Below are 15,332 nucleotides of genomic sequence, written 5' to 3'. Positions count from 1 at the left end.
GCGTGACGCGACTATGCACTGCCTGGCAGTGATTCCAACGGCGCATAGCGCACGTCGAAAGTGTTGAACTAGAAGAGTCTGCCACACAGTTGCCACTTCGTGCAACCCGGGCGTGTCGCGCTCGGCGTGTCGGTGCTTAGACAGCGCCTTCAGGTCGGGCCACAGCCCGAAACGTGCGCCACAGAATCAGGATGTCCGCGGTCAGCGACCAGTTCTCGACGTAGTACAGATCGAGACGGATGCTGTCTTCCCAGCTCAGGTTTGACCGCCCGCTCACCTGCCACAGGCCGCTCATTCCGGGCTTCATGATGAGGCGGCGGTGGGCGGCGTCGTCGTACAGCGCCACCTCGGCGGCGCGCTGCGGGCGGGGCCCGACGAGGCTCATCTCGCCGCGAAGCACGTTGAACAACTGCGGAAGCTCGTCCAGCGAGAACTTGCGAATGAACAGGCCCACCGGCGTGATGCGGGGATCATTCGTGACCTTGAACAAGGGCTTGTCGGACGTGCCCTGTGCATCGAGCAAACTCTCCAGCTGGTCGTCGGCGTTTTGCACCATCGACCGAAACTTCAACATGCCGAACACGTCGCCCGTGCGACCGACCCGCACCTGGCGGTAGATGATGTCGCCCGGGCTTGATCGCTTCACCGCGATGGCGACGCCGATGAGCACCGGAGAGCTCAGCAGAATCAGCAAAGACGACGTGACAACGTCGAAGCTTCGCTTGGTCCACCGTCGGGCGCCTTCGAACGCCGGGTAACTCACGTGAATGAGGGGTAATCCGGCGACTGGCCGTGCGTGGATTCTCGGTCCGGCAATGTCGGTCAGTGCCGGTGCCACGATGAGTTCGATATCGTGCGCGTCAAGTTGCCAACCAATCCGACGCATCACTGCCGGGTTGATCTTGTCGGCTCCAGTGAGAATCACGGTGTCGGCCTGCGCTTCGTCGACCGCCCGCAGCAGGTCGTCGTAGCCGCCGAGAATGGGAACACCATGGATGGGCCCATTGTGAACGGTCTCGGGCTGGGTGAGAGCGCCAACAAGGAGCAGGCCCGAGCCCGGGGTGCGCATGATCGTCTGTGCAACGTGGGTGGACTTCTGACGCTCGCCCAGCAGCAGGGCCCGCGACAGGTAGCCACCGGCGGCCTGGTTTTTGCGCAGCCACTGGCGCCAACTCCACCGAGAAAGAGCGAGCACCACCAGCCCGACCGGAAGCGCGGTCAGAAAGTATCCGCGAGCGACTTCGAGCTTGAACAGATAGGCGAAGATGGCGAACAATCCGAAAAGCAGAAAAGTCGCATCGGCGACTCTCTTATATTCCAGGGTGCCGCTGCCGATGACCTTATGATCTCGCGTTGCGAAAATATCGAGTATCAACATCCACGCAACAACGAGAATTACCGAAACAGTGAAATAGCTCGTTTCAAGGTCGAGCCCTCCCTCTGCAACCAGCTCGACCGGCGCGAAGCCGAACCACAGCAGCTGCGACCCGAACACTGCGCAGATTACGACGATGATATCCGTCGCGAAAAGTCGCATCGCAAAAGCGCGTTGCCACGACTTGCGTCTCGTTACGCCTACCGTGCGCCGATCGGTCACTGCCACGCGTTGTTCCCCCTGGAATTTCAGCCCGTCGGCTCTGTAGACATTCGAAGCCGAGCTTGATGCCTTTATCTTTTCACATACAACGGGCAGGTTCGTGGTCGCCCCGCCCATGCACTGCCCCCCGTTCATGGGCCGTCGACGCCCACCTCCGTCGGCATTCGCCGACTTCACCGAAACGCTCGTCTAGTGTTGACCTGTGATTTCCAGAGACTCCGGGCGCGCTACCGCACGCGCTACGCGTGCCCACGCGCACCGACAGGCCAAGCGATCAACCACAAAGCGTCGGGTGCGGATCGGAGCCGGAGTTGCCGTGGTTCTTTTTTTAGGTGCCGGCACCTGGCTCGCAACGCGTGCGCTTGCGGTGAAGACGGACCTTGAGGCGTCTCAACGCCTCGTCGAACAACTGCAGGAACAGGTCAAGGCCGGCGACTTCACCGGCCTGGCCGCGACAAGCGAAGAGTTGCAGCAACGTTCGTCTAGTGCAGTGAACGGCACCCGCGACCTCACCTGGAAAATCGCCGAGTTCGTGCCCGTGCTCGGGCAGAACCTCACCGGCGTACGTTACGTGGCCGAGAGTATCGATGACATCGTGCAGGAGGTGGCGGCGCCGTCTATCACCCTCGTTAGCGAGTTTGACTTGAGCGCTCGAGACCCGAAGACGGGTGGATTCGACCTCACCCCACTCGACGAAGCCGTGACAATTGTCGCCTCCGCGCAGACGGTCTTCGCCCAATCTCTGTCCAAGCTGGGGAGCATCGATACCACGGCCACGGTGGGCCCAGTGTCGGACGCTGTTGTCAAACTGGATGGCCTTCTCGTGACCGCGACAGATGCAGTGAATCGCGCTGCACCGCTACTCAATGTGGCTGGAACGGCGCTGGGGCAAGATGGCGCCCGCAACTACATCCTGGCCTTCCAGAACAACGCGGAGAGCACCGCCCTCGGCGGGAGCGCCGCGTCGTTAAGCATTCTTACTGCCGATCACGGCTCGGTGGAGATCACCGACCAGGCCAGCAGCGCCGACTTGCTCAACCGCGACCCCGTCGACGTCGCCGTGGACCAGAGCGCGATTGACCTCTACTCGCAGTATTTGGTGACACACTCGAATACTGCGACCAGTCGGCCGGACTTCCCCACAGCTGGCCAAATTCTAAAGGCCCATGTTCAACGTGACCGCGGAACAGACGTTGACGGCGTTATCTCCATCGACCCGCTCGCCCTCAGCTACATGCTGAAGGCCACGGGGCCCATCACGTTGAGCACCGGAGACGTACTCTCCAGCGACAACGCCGTCAGCCTCCTGCTCAATGAGGTGTACTTCCGATGGGATAGCTACAAAGAGGCGGAGAAGGTCGACGCGTTCTTCGCCGAGGCAGCTAGTACCATCCTTACCAAGGTCCTCAGTGGAGACTTCGACATGAGAGAAATGGCGGCGGCCGTCACAAAGGGCGTCAATCAGGGAAGTATCATGGCCTGGTTCGCCAACCCCGACCTACAGAAGCTACTGGACGGCAGCCGTCTTCAGGGAACCCTACCCAAGGACAATGCCGATGCCACGGTCGTGGGAATCTACTACCGGGATACCTCGGCATCGAAAATTGACTATTACCTAAAAACGGCCACCACCACGAGCAGTGATATCTGCACCGCACCGCAAAACCCAACGATCACTAGCTCGGCCACCCTGACCTCGAATCTCACGAATGCGCAACAAGCTGACCTGCCCGACTACGTGAAGAGCGGCACACTCGGCAACTTGTTCAGTACCGAAGTATTCGTCTACGGACCGGTCGGTGCAACGCTCACTTCCGCCACCGTGGATGTCGAAGGGGAACTCACCCAGGTAACCACCCGCGCAGTCGATCTCGGCCGCCCGGTCGCGAAATTCACCGTCTATCTCGCGCCCGGAGACATCAGCACGGTTACTGCATCGTTTCAGGGCGCAGCAGGGAAATACGGAGAACTTGAGGTTCGCGGCACCCCAATGATCAACGCAACGCCGAAAACTATCTTGGAAGGTGACTGCGGCCAATAGCCAGGCTCTCAAGCTACCGCGCGAGCCCAAGTTCCCAAATGCGCCGCGCGATGATCTTTTCGTCGCGCTGGTTAATCGCGGCCCGGAGCGCAACGGCGATGATTGCTCCGATCAGGGCGCCAACGGAGTTCGACGCCACGTCTGACACGGTGGCAAATCGGGCGCTTAGTGCAAATGCCTGGGTCAGTTCGATCGCCACAGACATTCCCGGGCAGATAACCAACGCGAGCCACCAAACGCGCACCGGCAGCAGCATGCACACCAAAAAGCCAAGTGGAACGAACATCAGAACATTTGCCGAGAATTCGAGCTTGTTGTAACCAAACCACTCCGGGACACCGTTTCGGTGCAGTACATCCAGCAGCTTGGTGATCGAAGACTCAAATCCCTGGTCTAGGGGTGTCGGCCACATCGTGGCCAGCAGGACGATGGTGCCGTAAGCCAGCACCAGGGTCAGGCCGAGCTGTTGCCGAACCCTGCTCTTGGGCGGTTCCTGATCCGTCATAATTAGCTCATCCATCCCGCCATCGTAAGGGGGCTGCTTGCGAATGAATGTTGAATCGGCCGTCGGCGCACAGGCGCGCGGCGTCTGTATCGTAGGGTGGAGAAGATGGCCCGGGTCAACAGGACCGCCCACAGACTCCAGGGGGAGCTTCTCATATGCCAGGCATCATCGTTCACGAGTGGCTGGCGAACCGCGGAGGTTCCGAGAACGTTGTCGAAGAAATCGTCGCGACCTTCCCTAATGCGCGGATCCAGTCACTCTGGAATGACGCCCCCGAACGATTCGCCGGTGTCGACGTCGCCGAGACTTGGCTGGCGCGCACTCCGCTGCGCAAGTCAAAGGCACTCGCCCTGCCGTTCATGCCCCTGACCTGGCGGCACCTCGGCGCCCGGGACGCAGACTGGATCCTCTGCAGTTCGCACCTGTTCGCGCACCACGCCCGCTTCGCCGGGCCCGCACGAGGGGTTCCCAAGCTCGTTTACGCACACACTCCTGCACGCTACATTTGGACGCCGGAACTCGACGCGCGAGGCAACCACGCACTGGCTAAACTGGTCAGGAGGCCCCTTCAGCGCCTCGACCGCGATCGCGCCCAGGAGCCAACGGCAATCGCAGCCAACAGCGAGTTTGTCCGCCAGCGCATCCAGAACGCGTGGCATCGCGACAGCGTAGTGATTCACCCGCCCGTCGATGTGCAGGCGTTCGCCGACGATCCGGCCGCTGAACTCTTGGCGGACGAACTGGCGATTCTGGACGGCCTGCCCTCCACGTTCCTGCTCGGCGCGTCCAGGTTCATCCCCTACAAGCGCCTGGACCTAGTCGTCGCCCTCGGCGTCGTATCCGACACCGCCGTGGTTCTGGCCGGCGACGGGCCGTCGCTGCCCGACCTGCAGGCGCTGGCCGCGCAGCACCCTGGCCAGGTGTCGTTCGTGCTCAAGCCGTCCCGCGCCCTCCTGAGTGCCCTGTACCGACGCGCGCTGGCCTATGTCTTTCCCGCCATCGAAGACTTCGGCATCATGCCCGTTGAAGCCATGGCCACCGGCACCCCGGTCATCGTCCGCGCCATCGGCGGCGCGGCGGAATCGGTGGTCGACGGCGTGACCGGCGTGCACCTCCATGAGTTCACGGGCGGCAAAGCCCGTGAGGCCGTTTTACGCGCTGCGACCATGCGCCCCCAGGACTGCATCGATCGCGCCTGGCAGTTCGACCAGTCGGTTTTTCGCTCCACACTTCGCAGCTGGGTCGCCACAGAAGCACACGCTTAGTCCCAGTCACCCGGACGGGATCTCCACCCCGGCCTCCCATTTCCCCGCACGATTCCACGTCAACTTTTCGAGAGACACATGAATATCCTCAATCGCCTCCGCCGCCAACCCCGTTGGCGCCTCATCACCGCTGGCGTCGTGGTGCTCGCCCTCGTCGGCGGCGTCACCGCCGTTAACCTGTGGCCCGCGTTCACCATGGAGGCAACTCCGAGTGCTGCCCCGACGGCCACTCCTACGCCGGCGCCTGAGCCCGTTGTGCTGCTTCCCACGGCGAATGTCGCAGCCACGTTCGAAGGCTGGAGCCAAGACAACGCTGACACCGCATCCATTTTCGCCGCAGAAGCCGGCGACGCCGCGAACGGCACCATCGGACTGCGCATCGACAGCACCAATCCCGCAGAAAATACCATCCGCCGCGCCCTGAGCCAGGTCGTCGCCGTCTCCCCGTCGACGACCTACACGCTCGCAGCAAGCGTCAAAACCGCGGGCCAGAAATCTGTCACCCCCGGCATCTCCATCATCATGGGCGGGTCCGGTCAGGACCGGTACGACTTCAAGGCCGTCAATGCATCCTGGCAAGAGCAGACCTGGACCTACAAGACCGCTGCCGACGAGATGTCGATGCCGATTAGTATTCTCTCGGCAGCTCCGACGGCCGGCGTGAGTCTCGACTCCGTCACCATGACGGCCGCGAATTCCAACGAAAACCTACTGGCCAACCCGTCCTTCGAGAGGTTCACTGCCCCCACCCGGATTACAAATACCTCCCTGCTGCTCAACACCGGTGAAGCGGCCATCGGCGTGTCCTGGAAGATCCCCGGCGCAGCCTGGACGATCACCGATGAGGCCGGCGCCACCGTAGACCAGGGCACGGTAGACCTGCAGCCCGGTCTCGCCGTGGTGTCGCTGCAACACCTCGACCCCGGGTATTACTCGATTGCGATCTCCAACAACGATAATACTGACGACCGGCTGGACACGTCCTTCGCGATTCTCGACCCGGTAGCGACGAACGCTTCGCCCACGGACGAACGTTTCGGAGTTGGCGTGCACCTCACGCCTGCGTATTTCAACTCCGGCTCTATTGTCGCTCAATTGGGTATTGCAAGCGTGCGCACAGATGCTAAGTGGGACGGCGCTGAAACCACACTCGGCAAGTACTCTTTCCCAACCAACGACGATGCCATGATTCAGGACTATGCAAATGCAGGCGTAAGTTTCCTACCGATCAGTGACTACGCAAACAAGCTCTACGATGGCGGAAAGACTCCCAGCTCACCGAATGCTTTGGCTGCGTACGGCGCTTTCACGTCTGAGATGGTCGAGCATTATGACTCCGCAGCCGTCGAAATCTATAATGAGTTCAATATCCCTCGAATGAACACGAGTGCATGCGGAACGACGGCCGCGTGTTATTTGCCCCTTCTGCAGTCTGCCGCCGCGTCGGTCAAAGCGGAGCATCCCGCGGCGCTCATCGTGGGTCCAGCAATTGCTCATCAGGACGATGCATGGCTGACCGCCTTATACGCGGCCGGTGGTCTGGATTCCCTCGACGCTGTTAGCTTTCATCCGTACGACTATTCCTTTGAAAGTGGGCCGGAGTTCATCGAGGCGAGCCTTCAGCAGGCCGTTTCACGAATCAAGGAGTACAACGGTGATGTGAGCAAGCCGATTTGGATCACAGAACTTGGATGGTCGACGGCCAGCTTCTCAGAACAGGACCAAGCCGACAATCTCGTGCGAACGCAAACCATCGCATTTGCGAACGGTGTTGAAAAATTCTTTTGGTACGACCTCGTGAATGACACCGCTGACGCTTCGGACCACGAGGGAAACTTCGGGCTGCTGCGCCAGGTCACGGACGAAGTACCCGCATTCGCGCCCAAGCCCTCCGCCGTCGCCGAGGCTGTCATGATCCGGCTACTGAACGGCAAGCCGTTCAGTAGCCGGGATGCACTGGACAGCACGTCGGTTTACTCGTACGTATTTGGCGCAAATTTGAATGCGACGCGGGTCGCGTGGGCAACGACGCCCACTACGGCAATGTATGCCGCCAACGGGAACATCACGATGACGGATCAATTTGGCGCGATGTCGACGCTTGTTCCGGTCGATGGACTGATCACAGTCGAACTGACCGGTCACCCTGTCTATTTAGAAGGCCCTATAACCAACCCGATTTGAATCGTTTCCTCTGCGGTCTATTTAAGCAGCAACCTGCGCTTGACACTGACCGCACGTTGGCGTAGTTGTTGCCTTCTAACTACGATCATGTCGATGGCCGACGCGATTCGACCGAGTTGCATCCTTTCGACCCGAATCCGGTGCAGTAGCTGAGGGGTTTCATCGCCTCCCGTAGCGCTCTTACCGCCTCCCTCATAGCGAGCGATGATCTCACCAACTTCGAGAGGAGACTCAACGAGGCCGGCACGAAGGATGAAATCGAAGTCTCCAGCGAAGCCAAATTCCTCGGAATACCCGCCAAGAACGGAAGATAAATCTGCTCTGAATACGCACGCTTGATGACAATGAGGTTGAAAACCTAAGGCGTGGCGTTCCCACCGGTGAGGCCGGTTTGCTACCACAAACGGTGCACCGCCTGGGTTCATATGCATTGCTCCACCGACGAGCCACGTGGGATTCGTCACCAAGGCATTAATGACAGTACTTAAGGACTCGGTGTCGAAAAAAATATCGCCAGCATTTAGAAAAATGTGGTAGTCACCGGATGCACGCCCTAGTCCGATATTCATTGCGTGATAAACCCCACGGTCAGGTTGACTAGACCAGTTCGCGAAATGGTCAATCGAGTGAAGATATTCAAAAGACCCGTCCATGGAACCTCCATCGACGATAACGAGTTCCCAATCGCTCCTTCGGGCGTCCTGCGCAAGAACGCTCTCTACAGTCGATTTAAGCCCGTCCCGATTCTCATAGGCGATAGTAATGATTGAGACACGCGGATTCGTGCTAGGTCTGGAGTCTTCATGCTCGGTCAATGTTCTAATATCCCCGTGTTCGATGGATGCGATGCCGCACCCTAGGATAAGCCACACGCACCGTTCCTGTTGCGTCAAGATGGAGTGAATCCAACGTGAGCACTCCTACAAATGCCCGATCTGGGCCCCAAGCAGTGGCCTATAATTGGTGCGTGCCCTCCCGACTCAACAGCCATTCTCTTGCACGCCTGTACCGCTCCCTCGAGATGTCTGCATTGCGCTTTGTTATGCTCTGCCCAATTCATTCCTGGAGGATCCAGTCACTGAAGCTTTTCGGGGCTGAAATTGGACCAGGCGTCACCGTTTATCACGGACTCAAAGCTCGAGGGGCAAGACGTATATCGATTGGTGCACGGACGTCCATAGGTGACGCCGCCACGCTCGACGGACGGGGAGGACTCTCAATCGGCAAGGACGTGAACTTCTCGAGCGAAGTGCAGGTTTGGACGGCACAGCACGATTGGAAATCTGCCGATTTCGCATATTCAGATGCACCTGTCCGGATCGGCGACAGGTGCTGGCTTGGGCCTCGTGTGATCGTGCTTCCTGGAACCACGATTGGCGAAGGCACCGTTGTCGCTGCCGGCGCAGTCGCGAAAGGAAATCTCGAACCCTTTTGCCTCTACGGTGGTGTCCCAGCGAAGAAACTAGGCGAGCGGCCCCGGAACATTGACTACCAGTTAGACGGGTCGAGATCGAAATTATGGTGGTGGTGAGTGCGACGTCTGAGATCGACATTCCATCACTTCAGGGTGCGATTCTGAGTCAGAATAGCCCGACGCGTTGATACGCACTATCCTGAAATCCGGGGGTGCGCGTTTAGCGACTTTGCCGGTATCTGCCCTATTCGCCTTTCTGACGAGTTATTTGGTAATTTCGCGGTTCGGAACTGAATCGTACGCGCAGTACGGTCTCTTGGTTGGAGTAATTGCCTTATTTCCCTTTACCGACCTCGGAATTGGCGCGGCGTTGACTAACGCGCTGGCTAAGTCAGATGCACCTGACGGCGACAATCATGTGCGCAGAGTGGTGCTCTCTTCAATGAGGGCTCTCTTTGCTTCGGGTCTAGTGTTCCTCTTGGTGGGCGTCCTCGTCGGCGCTCTGGGCTTGTGGCCGATTATACTTGGTGCTTCTGGGACGACTAGCGGTATCTCTCTTGCTGCCACGGCCTGCTGGGTAGTTTTCGCCGTGTCCATCCCATTGAGTATCGGTCAGCGCATGCTTCTCGGCCTGAACCGGAATCATGTGCAAATTCTCGTCCAGTCTCTACAGCCGCCATTGACGGCCGCGTCTATTTGGGCCATCTCCTACTTCAGTACGAACGCCATGTGGCCGCCCGTTCTTTTGTACATCAGCATGGCAGTAACCTCGGCCCTCTCGCTATTCTTGGCCCGAAGGCTCGTTCCAAATTCGTTAGCTTGGGCAGTCCAGCACCTAGTCAGGTTTCGAACAGTCATTGGCGCTCCTGTCTGGGGAGTTGCAGCACCCATGCTTATCATTATGGTGACTCTCCCATTTGGAATCCAGAGCGCGCGTCTGCTCTTGAGCCACGTTGGGAGCACGGAAGAAGTTGCGCAGTACAACCTCGCTTCCCAGCTTTTTTCACCGGTCTTGGCCGTTATGGCCGCCGCATCTGCAGCGCTGTGGCCAGTTTATGCGCGGCAACGCGCGCGCGGACACATTGTCCAGCCTCATGTAATTAGGATCGCGTTTCTAACCTCTGCAATTGCCCTGTTGACCGGGGTTGCTATGGCCGCACTCAGCCCTTGGCTGGCCAGAGTAATTTCAATAGATCAAATTGTATTTCCCGCGCTTTTGCCCGCAGCATTCTGCGCATTTGTCGCCATCCAATCGCTGCAAGCTTCCCTTGGTAGTTTCCTCACGGACGCAAGAGGGCTATGGGCACAAGCAGCCTGCAGCATGATTCTTCTTCCTGCAAACGTCGGCTTATCGCTTTGGTTGATCACCCCGTTCGGCGCTGCGGGGCCAGTCTTGGCATCCGCAATGTGTATCGGCCTGATCCAGGTCGTCCCGTCCCTAGTTCTCGTCTCATTGCGCAAACGCGCCATCCGCGCCCGTCTCATCTGACTTCTCATTTGCATCTACGTCGGCTCAGATGCTAGAACCATGCGTGATTCCTCAAGAATGCACGCCGGACCAGTCGTCCATCCCGGACAGCGTCGGCCTTGTTAACGCCAACTGAAAATAGGGCCATAAACGCTTTGCGTTCTAGTGGACGTCGCAACACCCAGACTCTTGGGAGTTTGCATGACCATGTCAAACCTGTCGAATGAGTCCTCGACCGACGAGAAGAATCTGAGCAAGGACAAGGCGTCTTGTCTGGCTTTGCGGGAGCGACTTGGTGACGTGACTGCTGCCTCGGCTGCGCTTGGCATCAACCGAGGCAGCGGTTACCGGCGGGCGCGTAGCGTCGGTATTCGAAGACCAAAACCGCACCCTGGGCGCGAGATGTTCCGTGAGCAGCGTGCGACCCACAGCCCACGCCGCGAGGCGGCCGCTTTGGCCGGTGTCGATATCAGTACTGCCGTCGACTGGGACAAAGGGATCCGTAAATCGAGCTACCGGCGTTTTTACCCGGACGGCTGCGTGATCGAGTACACAAGAATTGTGAACCGCACTCCGACAGCACAAGCCATAGAGCTAGCCGCTCTGCAGAAGCAAATCAATGTCCGCTACCTCTCTTTAGTTCAGAGAGAAACGATCCGGGAACTTTATGTTGCCGGTGGCTCCCTGCGGACAATCGCCGCGTTGATGAGCCGGTCCCCGTCCACGATCAGCCGCAAGATGGCCCAAAACCGCCAACCCGAACACGGGGAATACCAGCCTTACTCCGCGCATCGACTGGCCGCCGGCCGTCGTCCGAGGCCTAAAGACTCAAAATTACACACCAAGGTGCAACTGCGCGAATACGTCGCTAAGAAACTTGGCGTGCGCTGGTCGCCCGAGCAGATCAATCGGGTCCTGATCAAGGAATATCCCACGACCGACACAATGCGTGCGAGCCCTGAAATTATCTATCAAGCCCTCTATTCTCCAGCCCGCAGCGGCCTCCACCGACCTCGCCACGAAGTTACGCACCGGCCGAGCACGACGCAAACCACGAAGAAGCAGCGAGGCACGCCGATCACGATTCGTTGACCCTATGACCATGATCTGCGATCGTCCCAGGGAGGTGGAGGACCGATCCGTGCCCGGCCACTGGGAATCTCAATGAAGCTTCTATATCTCGTCAACCCTCAATTTTGTGGCTGACGCGGTGTTGAGGTGCCGGTAGATGCTTCTGGCCAGGTAGCGTTTGAGGATGCGGCGGATCTCTCGGTCGGTCTTTCCCTCAGCGCGTCGGCGTTCGACGTAGTCGTGTGTTCCCGGGTCGTGGACCATTCGGACCATCGCGATGATGTTCAAGGCACGGTTGAGTTGGCGGTCTCCGCCACGGTTTAGTCGATGCCGTGTGGTGTTGCCTGATGATGCGGGAATTGGATTCACGCCGGCGATCGCGGCGAAGGCGGCTTCGCTCTTGACCCGGCCCGGGTGGGACCACGCGACGAGTGTTCTGGCTGCGGTGACGGGACCGATACCGGTTTTTTCCAGCAGCTCGGCTGCAGGGCTCGCTGCGACGAGGTCACTAATACGCGTCATGTTTTGGCCGAGCTCGGTGTCTAACTCGAGGATGCGTTTGGCTAGACGTATTGCTTCTGTGCGCGCGGTGGTTGCGGCGAGGGCTTCTTCTCGTGTGCGCCAGCGCGCGACCTCGGCGATCTTGCGTGCTCCGAGGGGACGTCGGGCGTCGATGCCGAGGTCGATAATCCGAAGTAATGCGGTGAGTGCGTTCACCGCGCGGGTGCGCTCAGCGGCGAGTCCATCGCGGGCAGTCAGTAGGATTTGCGCTGCTGCCCGCACGCCCTCATCCTGCCGAGGGGTGCGGAGTTGATTGACCGGTAAGGACAGCACAGCGGCGGCGATCCGACGTGCGTCGAGGGGGTCGGACTTCCCAATGCCGCGCCGGCCCGTCCGGCCCATGCGTGCGGCCTCAACAACACGGTAGCCGGTGTCCGCTACGTTGCGGGCCAGCTGGGCGCCGTAGCTCCCGGCTCCCTCGATCACCCAGAGCGCATCGGTGACGCCGCCAGAGCGACGCCCGGCCCAGTTGATTGCGCGGGATCGACCAGCGGCGGTATTGGGGAACGTTTCGGTTCCGAGGTGCTGACCTGCCGCCGTGAGGACAGCGTAGGTGTGGGTTCTGGCGTGCGTGTCCACGCCGATAACGAACGGATGAGTGTGCGCAACTATGGTGTCCATAGTGTCCGGGTTCCTTTCTTTGAGATGGGCGATGATCCAGTCGCTGACGACCGGCGCCGATCCGGAGAGGAATCACTTCGGGGCATACCTGTGATGAGCCACGATCCGCACGGATCGGGCATGCTTCTTATTAAGCCACTGAGGTGGGCCGGGCCGGCGTCGGTCACCCACCACGGCCGGACAGTTCATAGGCAAGGCACCCGCGAGGGGCCAGTTTTGTCATGAGTCACGACCACGGCGGAGCGACCAACACCAACTCTGCCAGCCAGTCCCGGACCAGCCACCCCAAGACTCACAGTCTTTGTCAAGTAGTTGTGAGCGTGGGGAGGGGGACTCGTTCCTGATAAGTGGTGTGGTCGCGGAGCATAGCCCAGAGGACGTTGATGCGTCGGCGGGCGAGCGCAAGGAGGGCCTGTTTGCTGCTCTTGCCTTCACGGCGTTTGCGGTCGTAAAAGGTCCGTGACGCGGGGCTGTTCTTCAGGCTCGAGAGCGCCGCGAGATAGCAGGTTCGGAGCAAGCGGCGGTTGAAGCGGCGGGGCCGGTGCAGGTTGCCGCTGATGCGGCCGGAGTCCCTGGGGGCGGGCGCGAGGCCGGCGACAGTGGCGAGCCGGTCTGCGGAATCGAACGCGTCCATGGTGCCCCCGGTCGCGGCGAGGAATGTCGCGCCGAGTAGGGGGCCAAAGCCGGGCATGCTGATGATGATTTCAGCGTCAGCGTGTTGCTGGAACAAGCTGGCGATCTGGGTGTCGAGTTCGGTCAGGGTGTGGTCGATGTTTTGGAGTTGGGCGGCGAGGCGGAAGACCAACATGGCGCCCATCGGTTGGGTCGTGACGTTAGTGTGTTGGGCCTCGGCGGCATCGACGGCTTTGTTGGCGACGTTGGCGCTGTTGCGGCAGCCGCGCGCTTTCAGCCAGGCCTGGAGTCGGGTGCGTCCAAGACGGCGAAGCGCGTCTGGGGTTTGATAGCTGGTCAGGAGCACGAGTGCTGCCTTGTTTTTGGAATAGTCGAAAGCCCGCTCCAGTGCTGGGAAGTACTCGAGCATCACAGCGCGCAGGAGATTGATCGTGCGCACCCGATCGCACATCACGTCGTGGCGGTACGAGGTTAGGAGCTGCAGGTCGATGCTGGTGTGATCGCCACCGCGCACGGGTTGAAGGTCGCGGCGCATGCGGGCCTGGTCAGCGATGATGGCCGCATCTTTGGCGTCCGTTTTGCCGTCACCGCGGTAGGTCGCCGAGGCGTGGTGAATGATTCGGCCGGGAATATAGAGCAGCTGTTGGTCGTGCGCGGTGAGGAGGCTGATCAGCAGTGCGGCGCCGCCAGCGTTGAAGTCGGTCGCCCAGGTCACAGGCTCGCCGTCGGCTAGGTCAACGACCGATGCGATGAGTTCCAGCAGGACGCTCTCGTCGTTCTCGACGCGTTCGGACAGGAGCTTTTTGCCTGCCTCGTCGATGACGACGCAGTGGTGTTCACGTTTGCCAGCGTCGATGCCGGCCCAGATTTTTGGCACAGAGTGTCCCTTCTAATGTGGAGTTATGGTCCCTGCGGATAACTGCGCCGGCACGTCCTTACACAGCGATCGATGTCGCAATTCTCAATCAGCGGTCGAGTCATCACACGGGCGACGGGCGGCCATTCCCAGTAAGCCGTCCAGGCGGCAAGGAGACCTCAGCCATACCCATCGCCCGAGGGTTGCCGGAACATTACTCCGCCTCCGACACTCACAACATCGTAAGGAAGGTGATCTCATCACCGGCGCCCACAACAAAAGCGCGATCGCCACCCTCGTGGAACGCACGACTCGTTTTGTGATCCTCGTGCACCTGCCCGTCGATCACACCGCCGAATCAGTTCGCGACGGCCTCGTGGCCGCGATGAACGCCCTCCCCGCACACCTACGCGGCTCTCTAACCTGGGACCAAGGTGTCGAGATGGCGCACCACACCGCCATCCGCCGGGGCACAAGCATGGACGTGTACTTCTGCGATGCCGCCAGCCCCTGGCAACGCGGATCGAACGAGAACACAAACGGCCTACTTCGCCAGTACTTTCCCAAAGGCACCAACCTCGCCACCCACACCGCCGACGACCTACGCACGGCAGCACACGAGCTCAACGAACGCCCCCGGAAAACCCTCGACTGGGACACCCCCGCCGAACGCTTCGCTAAGCTGCTGATCACTGAATAGACCACCCGGCGTTGCAACGACCCCCAGAAACCGCCCGCAAAAATGGCCCCATTTTCGGTTGGCGTTAACAGGGGCGGATTCTGAGAGTCGACGCAACACAAGCGTTATTGTCCGGCGTATTTCCGGGCAATTTGAGGCTATCGCGGATTCACCTCGGGTGTGTCGCGTTCGATGTTGAACCGTTCGGACGGAGTGTCGTAGCCGAGTGTTTTCCGAGGTCGGTCGTTGAGCTCCTGGACGACGTGGTCAACGTGCTCAGAGGTGTGCAGGGCGAGGTTGGTGCCCTTGGGAAAGTATTGGCGGGCCAGTCCGTTGAAGTTCTCGTTCGCGCCGCGCTGCCAGGGGCTGGAGCGTTCTGCGAAGTAGATCGGAACTCCTGTCGCTTCGGTGAGCTCCTCATGCCAGGCCATCTCAAC

At 60.0% G+C, this 15,332-nt stretch carries 11 protein-coding genes and 3 pseudogenes; 8 read left to right on the top strand and 6 right to left on the bottom strand.

Going from position 1 to position 15,332, the window contains the following annotated elements; translation table 11 throughout:
* Nucleotides 1–136: 136 nt before the first annotated feature.
* Nucleotides 137–1,603, bottom strand: coding sequence for a sugar transferase (locus tag E3T50_RS10305; protein WP_241990865.1), 1,467 nt, complete (start codon nucleotides 1,601–1,603; stop codon nucleotides 137–139).
* A 310-nt stretch (nucleotides 1,604–1,913) separates the two neighbouring features.
* On the opposite strand from E3T50_RS10305, the gene E3T50_RS10300 reads away from it, so the two are divergent.
* Nucleotides 1,914–3,638 (top strand): DUF4012 domain-containing protein, encoded by a 1,725-nt coding sequence (locus tag E3T50_RS10300; protein ID WP_166784272.1) that lies wholly within the window; start codon nucleotides 1,914–1,916, stop codon nucleotides 3,636–3,638.
* 13 nt (nucleotides 3,639–3,651) lie between these two features.
* Here the strand turns inward: E3T50_RS10300 and E3T50_RS10295 are convergent, their stop codons facing one another.
* Nucleotides 3,652–4,275, bottom strand: a complete 624-nt coding sequence (locus E3T50_RS10295; RefSeq protein ID WP_134551763.1) for a VanZ family protein — start codon at nucleotides 4,273–4,275, stop codon at nucleotides 3,652–3,654.
* Between the two features lie 23 nt (nucleotides 4,276–4,298).
* Here E3T50_RS10295 and E3T50_RS10290 point away from each other — a divergent pair, with 23 nt between their 5' ends.
* Nucleotides 4,299–5,408 (top strand): glycosyltransferase, encoded by a 1,110-nt coding sequence (locus E3T50_RS10290; protein ID WP_134551762.1) that lies wholly within the window; start codon nucleotides 4,299–4,301, stop codon nucleotides 5,406–5,408.
* 78 nt (nucleotides 5,409–5,486) lie between these two features.
* A complete protein-coding gene (locus E3T50_RS10285; protein WP_134551761.1) occupies nucleotides 5,487–7,592 on the top strand; it encodes a glycosyl hydrolase in 2,106 nt (701 codons plus the stop codon).
* A gap of 17 nt (nucleotides 7,593–7,609) precedes the next feature.
* Here the strand turns inward: E3T50_RS10285 and E3T50_RS10280 are convergent, their stop codons facing one another.
* Complete coding sequence (locus E3T50_RS10280; protein WP_166784271.1) at nucleotides 7,610–8,407, bottom strand: glycosyltransferase; 798 nt, start codon at nucleotides 8,405–8,407, stop codon at nucleotides 7,610–7,612.
* A gap of 206 nt (nucleotides 8,408–8,613) precedes the next feature.
* On the opposite strand from E3T50_RS10280, the gene E3T50_RS10275 reads away from it, so the two are divergent.
* From E3T50_RS10275 to E3T50_RS17020, 4 genes and pseudogenes are all read left to right on the top strand, one after another.
* A complete protein-coding gene (locus tag E3T50_RS10275) occupies nucleotides 8,614–9,123 on the top strand; it encodes a DapH/DapD/GlmU-related protein (protein WP_198417982.1) in 510 nt (169 codons plus the stop codon).
* A gap of 772 nt (nucleotides 9,124–9,895) precedes the next feature.
* Nucleotides 9,896–10,495 (top strand): polysaccharide biosynthesis protein, encoded by a 600-nt coding sequence (locus E3T50_RS10270; protein WP_134551759.1) that lies wholly within the window; start codon nucleotides 9,896–9,898, stop codon nucleotides 10,493–10,495.
* Between the two features lie 180 nt (nucleotides 10,496–10,675).
* A pseudogene (locus E3T50_RS16985) lies at nucleotides 10,676–11,212 on the top strand (helix-turn-helix domain-containing protein); the annotation flags it as partial.
* A gap of 207 nt (nucleotides 11,213–11,419) precedes the next feature.
* Nucleotides 11,420–11,633: pseudogene (locus E3T50_RS17020) on the top strand (IS30 family transposase); the annotation flags it as partial.
* Nucleotides 11,634–11,647: 14 nt separating this feature from the next.
* On the opposite strand, the gene E3T50_RS10260 reads toward E3T50_RS17020, so the two are convergent.
* Both E3T50_RS10260 and E3T50_RS10255 read right to left on the bottom strand, forming a co-directional pair.
* Nucleotides 11,648–12,727 carry an IS110 family RNA-guided transposase gene (locus E3T50_RS10260; protein ID WP_134551757.1) on the bottom strand — a complete coding sequence of 360 codons (1,080 nt, stop codon included), beginning with the start codon at nucleotides 12,725–12,727 and terminating at the stop codon, nucleotides 11,648–11,650.
* Nucleotides 12,728–13,031: 304 nt separating this feature from the next.
* On the bottom strand, nucleotides 13,032–14,237 hold the full coding sequence (locus tag E3T50_RS10255) for an IS110 family RNA-guided transposase (RefSeq protein ID WP_134551756.1): 1,206 nt from the start codon (nucleotides 14,235–14,237) through the stop codon (nucleotides 13,032–13,034).
* Between the two features lie 226 nt (nucleotides 14,238–14,463).
* Between E3T50_RS10255 and E3T50_RS10250 the strand changes: the two are divergent.
* Nucleotides 14,464–14,916, top strand: a pseudogene (locus tag E3T50_RS10250) (IS30 family transposase); the annotation flags it as partial.
* A 137-nt stretch (nucleotides 14,917–15,053) separates the two neighbouring features.
* Here the strand turns inward: E3T50_RS10250 and E3T50_RS10245 are convergent.
* A partial coding sequence (locus tag E3T50_RS10245; RefSeq protein ID WP_134551755.1) for an IS30 family transposase occupies nucleotides 15,054–15,332 on the bottom strand: 279 nt, incomplete at its 5' end.

The organism is Cryobacterium gelidum, assembly GCF_004403985.1.
Lineage (GTDB): Bacteria > Actinomycetota > Actinomycetes > Actinomycetales > Microbacteriaceae > Cryobacterium > Cryobacterium gelidum.
The sequence above is the reverse complement of the archived record's forward strand: the minus strand, read 5'-3'. Positions and strand labels throughout refer to the sequence as shown.